This window comes from Pseudomonas sp. CM25 (assembly GCF_013179705.1).
GTDB lineage: Bacteria > Pseudomonadota > Gammaproteobacteria > Pseudomonadales > Pseudomonadaceae > Aquipseudomonas.
Window position 1 is genome coordinate 1 of the sequence record NZ_JABMCW010000278.1, and the last position, 7,424, is coordinate 7,424.

The 7,424-nt window shown below is 61.1% G+C and carries 6 protein-coding genes; 1 reads left to right on the plus strand and 5 read right to left on the minus strand.

Annotation, left to right across the window (positions count from 1 at the left end; translation table 11 throughout):
• From HP546_RS22835 to HP546_RS22845, 3 genes are all read right to left on the minus strand, one after another.
• On the minus strand, positions 1-768 hold a 768-nt coding region (locus HP546_RS22835), incomplete at its 3' end, for an FUSC family protein (RefSeq protein WP_172229811.1).
• Complete coding sequence (locus HP546_RS22840; protein WP_172229814.1) at positions 765-1,217, minus strand: MarR family winged helix-turn-helix transcriptional regulator; 453 nt, start codon at positions 1,215-1,217, stop codon at positions 765-767. The genes HP546_RS22835 and HP546_RS22840, both read right to left, overlap by 4 nt.
• A 245-nt stretch (positions 1,218-1,462) precedes the next feature.
• A complete protein-coding gene (locus HP546_RS22845) occupies positions 1,463-2,257 on the minus strand; it encodes a tetratricopeptide repeat protein (protein WP_172229817.1) in 795 nt (264 codons plus the stop codon).
• A 207-nt stretch (positions 2,258-2,464) separates the two neighbouring features.
• Here HP546_RS22845 and HP546_RS22850 point away from each other — a divergent pair, with 207 nt between their 5' ends.
• Positions 2,465-3,022, plus strand: a complete 558-nt coding sequence (locus HP546_RS22850; RefSeq protein ID WP_172229820.1) for a WYL domain-containing protein — start codon at positions 2,465-2,467, stop codon at positions 3,020-3,022.
• A gap of 41 nt (positions 3,023-3,063) precedes the next feature.
• Here HP546_RS22850 and HP546_RS22855 read toward each other — a convergent pair whose 3' ends face one another.
• Both HP546_RS22855 and HP546_RS22860 read right to left on the minus strand, forming a co-directional pair.
• Complete coding sequence (locus HP546_RS22855; RefSeq protein WP_172229823.1) at positions 3,064-3,405, minus strand: tryptophan synthase subunit beta; 342 nt, start codon at positions 3,403-3,405, stop codon at positions 3,064-3,066.
• A gap of 300 nt (positions 3,406-3,705) precedes the next feature.
• On the minus strand, positions 3,706-7,424 hold a 3,719-nt coding region (locus HP546_RS22860; RefSeq protein ID WP_256678525.1), incomplete at its 5' end, for an immunoglobulin-like domain-containing protein.

Consider the following 7,424-nt stretch of genomic DNA (forward strand, 5'->3'; position numbering starts at 1 on the left):
GAGGGCAACCAGGGCATCGTCGAGGGCGTCGATCACCGGCAGCAGGTGGATCATGCGCCCGCGCAGCTCGCGGGCGTTCTTGAGGGTGTGCGGGCCGGCGCCTTCGTGGCCGAGCTGGCCGATCATCAGCTCCAGCGAGTTGAACGTCGCGACCATCGCCCCGCGCATGCCGCCGACCTTGTCTGCACTGGCTTCACGGGCCAGGTAGGTGTCGCTGTAGCGAATGGCCTCGGTGAACCAGTTACCCGTGGCGCCCACCACCACCGGCGCCAACCGGCGCGGCCAGAAGATGGCCCCGACCACCGCCGCGCAGACGATCCCCAGGCAGATTTCCTGGGCACGCGAGGACGCGACGTCGAACACCGCCAGCGGGTTGTCGACCACCGCCAGGGCGATCATCGGCAAGGTGTAGCCGGCCAGCATCAGCACGTAGTTGTTGGCTGTGCGCAGGTTCAACGAGAGGAACAGCAAGGTGCCAGTCCACAAGGCGATGGCAATGCTCAGCAGCAGTGGCGATTGCACCAGCGGCGGCACCAGGAAGATCGCCCCGGCGGCGCCGAGCAGCGTGCCCAGCGCTCGATACAAGGCCTTGGAGCTGGTCGGCCCGACGAACGGGCTGGAGACGATGTACACCGTGGCCATGGCCCAGTAAGGCCGTGGCAGCTGCAAGAGCAAGGCGATGTACAGGGCAATCATCGACGCGGCAAACGTACGCACGCCGTAGAACCAGTCACGGGCCGGCGGTACCGAGCTGAAGAAACCGTTCATGCCGCCCCGCCAGCGCTGCCCAGGCCGGCAGCTTCGAAGGCTCGCAGTACACGCAAGGCGGCTTCGAGGTCGGCCTGGTCGATGCCATGCAGCACCTCGCAGCGCAGGCGCACCAGCTCGGCTTCGATGGCTTCGGCCAAGGCACGGCCCTGGTCGGTCAGGCTCAGAGCCTTGGCGCGACGGTCGAGCGGGTCTTCGCTGCGGCATACCAGGCCGGCCTTGCACAGTTGGTCGAGCAGGCGCACCAGCGACGGGCTTTCCAGGCCGGCAGCCTGGGCCACGGCCACCTGGTGCACGCCATCGCCCAGGCGCACGATCATCAGCAAGGGTGCCGCGCAGGCTTCGGAAATGCCGTAGCCCGTCAGGGCGGTATGGCAGATGCGCCGCCAATGGCGGGCGGCAACCACCATGCCGCTGCTGACTTGCAGGCGCAGGAGATCAAGGGGCATGAAAGGAACCAAGGATATTCATAGTTTGCTAACTATCAATATACGCCTGCCCCACCCCCTGTCGTCAACAGGGGGTGACGGGGGGTATGGATGAATTGTTGTTCATGCTGGGGGTTTAGCACTGCCTGTTCGGGCCTCTTCGCGGGTGAACCCGCTCCCACAGGTACTCCACAAATTCTGAGGTTTGTGGTTTTCATCTGGGAGCGGGTTCACCCGCGAAGAGGACGGCACAGGCGACACAAAACTCAGGGCTGAATCTGGTCTTCCAGCTTCATGGTCAAGGCCAATGTGCTGCCCATCTGCACCGCCCGGTCACGCCACTCCTGGTATCGCATCGCGTCACGGCTGCTGAAATGCACCGCCAGCTCTTCGGCCGCCTGCACCACCCCTGCCGCTGCCGCCAGCTCCAGCCAGTACAGCGCAGCCTTCAGGTCGGCCTGCACATACAGCCCATGCATCAACCGGTAACCCACTTCAAAGCGGCACCGCGCCTCGCCCCGCTCGGCCCCACGCATGAACCACTGGTAGGCCTGCACCAGGTCGACCTGCCAGTCCAGATCGCCATCGCACACCTCCTCCTCGTACAAGTCACCCAAGGCCGCGGCGGCATGTAGCATGCCCCGCTCGAAGGCCTGGCGGTAACACTCCGCCGCCTGCACATAGGAGGCGTCGATGCCTTTGCCGAAGTAGTGCTGCTGCCCAAGGTTGAACCACGCCGCAGCATTACCTTGCAGCGCCGCCATGCGCAGCAGGTGCCCGGCCAGCAGGGTGTCGGCGCGCCAGTACTTGCCGTTGAGCCAGATCCAGCCAAGGTCGTTCAGCGCGGCTACGCTGCCTTGCAACGCCTGACGGCGCAGGTCGGCATACACCGCCTGCAGGTCGCTGGCTTCGTCCAGGCGGTTGACCAACAGTGACCGCTGGCTGGGCAAGCCCACCCCGGCAAACAGCCGCTGTCGTCTCCCGACAGGGGCCGGAGGGGCGATGACCCGCTCGGGCAGAAGGCGGGCAAGCAGCGAATGGATATTGCTGGCAGCAGACATGTTCATCCTCATTGAACGACGCACAACCCCAACCTTCGGCTGTGATGAGGCGTGATTCTGCGTGATGTCACGTCAAAACCTGTCGCGAACGATTCGGCACGAGGCAACCAAATGCGACTTCCTTGATCTGAGCAGGCTGTGGCCAATTGCCATGCCCCTCGCGTGCCGCCATCCTATTGCGGCAAGCCTAGACAAGGACGTTACATTTTGCCGTTCGCCACAACCCGCGCCACCCTCAGCCGTCAGTGGGCGCTGCTGCGCCAACTGCCCAGCCGCTCCCCAGGCATTACCAGCGCCGAATTGGTATGGCGCCTGCGTGATGTGGGCTTCTCTGTCAGCAAGCGTACGGTCGAGCGAGACCTCAATGAGCTGTCGCTGATTTTTCCGCTGGAACGCAATGACAAGAGCATCCCGTTCGGCTGGCACTGGTCGGCCAGCGCGGTCGGCGAGTTGCGCAGCAATTTCGACTTGCTGACGTATCTGCGCGGTGATGCGTTGCAGCCAACCCAGGGTGAAGGGGTGGAGCTGGTGGCACGCATCAGCGATGCACTGGCGCGGCAGCTGCGGGATACGCCGCTGAGTGGCGACATGCAGTTGACGGCGCTGGAGCATGGGCATCGGTTGCGCGCCACGGTGAGCGACGGCTGGCCGTTGCGTTGGTGGCTGTTGAGCCATGGGGATGGGGTGGTGGTGGAGCAGCCTGGCCCGTTGCGGGAAGAGATTGGCAAGATCCTGAGCAATGCGGCGGCGCAGTACCTTAGTTGATGACCTGTACTGGCCCTCACCAGGATTGGCGGCGCCGAGAATCAGATCAAGCCGCCCTGCTCGTCTTCATCGATAAGGTTGTTGAGGCTGCTGAGCGCCTTTCGCGCCGTTGAACGGTTGAGCAATTTGGCCTGCGCACCGGCAGGCAGGTCGGTGATCTTGAATACGCCCTTGGCGGTCAGCACATCGATCAGGTCCTCGAGCACGCGGATCATGTCCAGGTCACTTTGCTTGAGCTGATTAAGGCTGTTTTCCACCACATCATCGGCAAACCATTCCTGGATATCGGCATGGTCGGCGGGGAGCATTTCGGTGAATTCGTCAAAAGCGGCTGCTTCTACTCGCTGCAACTGGCCGGTGGCGTCGCGTTGCACGTAGAACATGGCGGTGTCCCTCGTCACGTTGGTTCCTTGTTGGTAGACAGCAGCATAGGCAAAGATCGCCGGCCGCGCAGGGCCGGCGCCAGAGTATGCGCTGTCGGAAGAAGGCAGAAAAGAGCCTGCGTAGCGCCCGCCTGGCTGACGCGATCCATTGTAGGAGCGGCGTTGCGTCGCGAAAGGGCTGCAGAGCAGCCCCGGCGATTTCGGCTTTGATGCTGAAACCCTGGGGCCGCCTTGCGGCCCTTTCGCGACACAAGGCCGCTCCTACAGGGCCGCTCCTGTCAGGCGCGGCCAGTTACCGCATCAGTTGTCCTTGTTGTGGATGATGATGGTCGGATCAGCACCGCTGATCAACGAGTTGATCGTGGTGTTGGACCAGTTCACACCTTCCAGCTTGATGGTCACGTCGGCGTTGGCAATGCCACCGTCGGCGTTGAGCTTGCCTTCGCTGCTGACCTGCAACGTCGTCGTGCCTTCCACCGTGGTGAGTTTCAGGTAGTTGTCGATAGTGCTGCCCTTCTCGCCTTGCAGCAGGTCGCTAAGATCGATCTTGTCTTTCTCGGCAACCTTGAAGTCCTTGATCACATCGTTACCGAAATCACCGGCCTTCCACACGAAGGTGTCGGCACCGCTGCCACCGATCAGGATGTCATTGCCCTGGCCCCCGATCAGGGTGTCATTGCCAGAACCACCGAGCAGGATGTCGTTACCCTTGCCACCGTCGAGCGTGTCATCACCACCTTGACCGAAGAGGATGTCGTTGCCATTGCCGCCCGACAGGAAGTCTTTGGCGTCATTGGCACCGGAGATATCAAATTCGTTGTAGTGCTCGGTGACGTACTGGTGAACGTTGCTGGTAGTAATGCTGCCGACATCAACATTGCTCTTTTGCGCGACATATTCCTGAAGGGCCTGGTAGCCCTCGCTGGCGATGCCGTTGAGGGTGATCAGGTCGCCGAAGATGATGTCGTTGCCGTTGCCACCATCGACAGTATCCGTGCCCGGCAAGGTTGCCTCGGAATGCCCGAGAATCGCGGCGGCGAGCTTGGATGGGTCGATATTGACTTGCGGTTTGCCAGCGGTGTCATAGGCCTTGAGATCGTTCAGGCTTATATCACTGTTGAGGCCGATCGCCACTACCTTGCTCAGACCCGTATCTTTATCGCCCAGCAGGGCAAAGCTTGCCGTTGACCCTGACGCCGCTTCTGCCCAGTTGTCCTTGGTGCCTTTGCCAGACCCGTCCAGGCTGGACAGCTCGTAAGTGCCATCACCCTGGGCATGAATGGTTCCGACCGTTCGAGTGGATTCAAGATACGTGGTGCCGAAGAAGGATCCATAAGTCAGTACTTTCAGAACGCCGCTACTGCTGATCTCGACCTTGTGAGTCGCATCGACCATAGCACTGTAGGTATCACCCACCTTGTACTTATTGACGTTTACAACGTCATCCAGGTACAGGCCATTGCTCCACAGACGAGGGTTGATGGACTCGCCGCTCTGATAGTAGGTCGGCTTGCCGTCGGTGATGAAGTAGGTCAGGTTCTCCGCGTTGGTATTACTGGTAGCGACGGTACTCTTGAAGAAGTTGGCCGCCGTCTTGAACGCATCCTCATAGTTGGTACCACCACCGCCGGTATCACCCACCATCGAGTTCAGGACCGCTTGAAGGTTCTTCAAGGCGTCGGGGTCGGCAAGGTTAACGGTGACGTTCTTGTTAACTTGGGTATCGAAGTCGAGCAGGAGGATATTCACCGTCCCGGAGATATCGGAGCCCAAGCTTGCTTTCAAGGTTTTGAACACAGCCGCCAATTGAGTCTTGGCTGCGGCGATCGAGTCGTCGCTCATGCTGCCAGAACTGTCTACCAGGAAGGCAATGTTGTAGTTCTTGCCCTGAACCACGTTCAAGCCACCCACGTCGGCGACGATGATGTCGTTGCCCTCGGTGCCGGTGAGCGTGTCGTTGCCCGAAGTGCCTACCGCCGCCTTGTAAGTCGCGCCGTAGACAGTCACCGGAATCTTGCCGGTAATGCTGTCGGAACCGCCCAGGCTTTCGGTCGCAGTCGAGGTGACCGTGATGTCGAACGAGCCTTTGTAGTACGAAGGCGGGGTAAGTGTCAGGCCGCTGAGCTTCCAGCCAGTCACGTCCACTGGCGTGCCACCAACCGTCACGGTATGGCCCGCGCCATCGCTCAGCACAGTACCTTTCGGAATACCGCTCAGGGTCACGTTAAGGGTTTCGGAGCCATCGGTATCGGTCAGGCCGGTGGAAATACCCACCAGTTTCACCGAACCACCTTCCGGCCCTTCGTTGAGTTTGTAGCCGTCGTAGTAGCTCTGGCCATTCACGGTGTGCAGGTCGGACACGCCCAGGCCGGCGTTGGCCATGGCGGTCACGTTCTGGTACATCTTGATGTTCGAGCTGCTCAGGTCCACGGCAGCACCCGAGCCTGACTGGATGTTCAGGTCGTAGCTGCCCGGGCCCGACTGGTTGGCATGGTAGACCTCGATCGGGTAGTAGCCGCTGGTGTTCGGGGTGAAGGTACCCGAAACCTGGCCACCAGCACCCCAGGTGGCCGTGACCACGGTCTTGCCGCCAATGGTGACCACGAAGCTGTCGTCGGCGCTGCCGCTGAAGGTATAGGTCTTGCCGGCTTCCAGATAGATAAGCCCCGACGTTTTCGAACCGGTGCCGGCGGTGACGCTGGCATCGGACTGCACGTTGGTGGTGGTAGTGCTGGAGTTGGCATTGCCGGAGTTGGCAAAGACCGTCTTCAGATCGTCGCCGGTAATGCCGTTACCGCCAGTACCCAGGCCCTTGAGGGTGTTCCACACTTCCTTGGTCAGGCCTTTGGACTCGATATCGGCACTGCCGAAGCTCAAGGTCGGTTTGTCGGCGACCGGGCTGATGTCGACCTTCATGGTCACTTCAGTGCCCAGGTTGGTGCCATCGTTCGGCTTGAACTTGAACTGCGCGTAGTCGGCCTGCTGGTTGCCCACGCCGCTGCCACCGTAGTTGTCCGTCCCCGACTGGTTGAGCAAAGGCACGAACTTCAGGTTCTTGGCAGTAATGTCCGCCTGGCTGACCACCTGGCCAACGGTCACGTCCACCCATGCAGTGCCATTGAAGAACTTCAGGCTGCCGGCGACCGGGATCGAGGTAATGGTCACGGACAGGCCGTTGTTGCCATCGGCATCGGTGACTTTGAAGTCGCTCCAGCCGAACACGTAATCGGTGTCCTCCACGCCAGACACTGCACCGCCAGGCGAAACCGGCAGGTGGTCGTTGTCGAGGATGGCCGTGGTCACGCTCGACTTGCTGCTGTCGACCTGCAGGTTCTCGAAGTTGCCACCGGTGGCCGTTTCGATCTTGACCACGAAGTTCTCGGTGCCTTCGACTCGACTGTCGTCAATGGTACCGATAGTGAAGGTGGTGCCAGTGCTGTTGGCCGGGATCTTCACGGTGGTCACGCCGGTGAAGTCCTCACCGTTTTTGGCGGTGCCGCTATAGCTGAGGGTGACAGTCACTTCAGCCTTGGATTCATGGGTAAGGGTCAGCGTGTAGCTACCGGTTTCGCCTTCGGTCAGCGAAGTGGTGCCATTGATGCTCACCTTGGCAACATCGCCCTGGCCGCTTGGCTCGTCGCTGACGGTAGTGCTGACACTGTTGGTGCCGGTCACCAGGTTCTCGAACACCTTGTCGCCAGCAACAGCGATGCCGGTGATCGACTTGGTGATGGTGTTTTGCCCACCGGTGTACACATCATCCGGAGCATTGATGAAGGCCGTGCCCGAGGCTGAACCTGCCGGAATGGTCACGGTGGTGCCACCGGTCAGGGTGACGGTTACGCCGCCGTGGCCAGTGACTGGCAGCTTGGTGTCTTCGCTGATCAGGGTGACGGTGTAGGTGATCTTGCCGCCTTCGACTACCGCGGTGTTGTCCACCGACAGCACGGCCGTGACCTTGCTGAGGGTGTCCGAGACCTGCACGGTGGCCGGGTCGCCGATGACCAGATTTTCCAGTG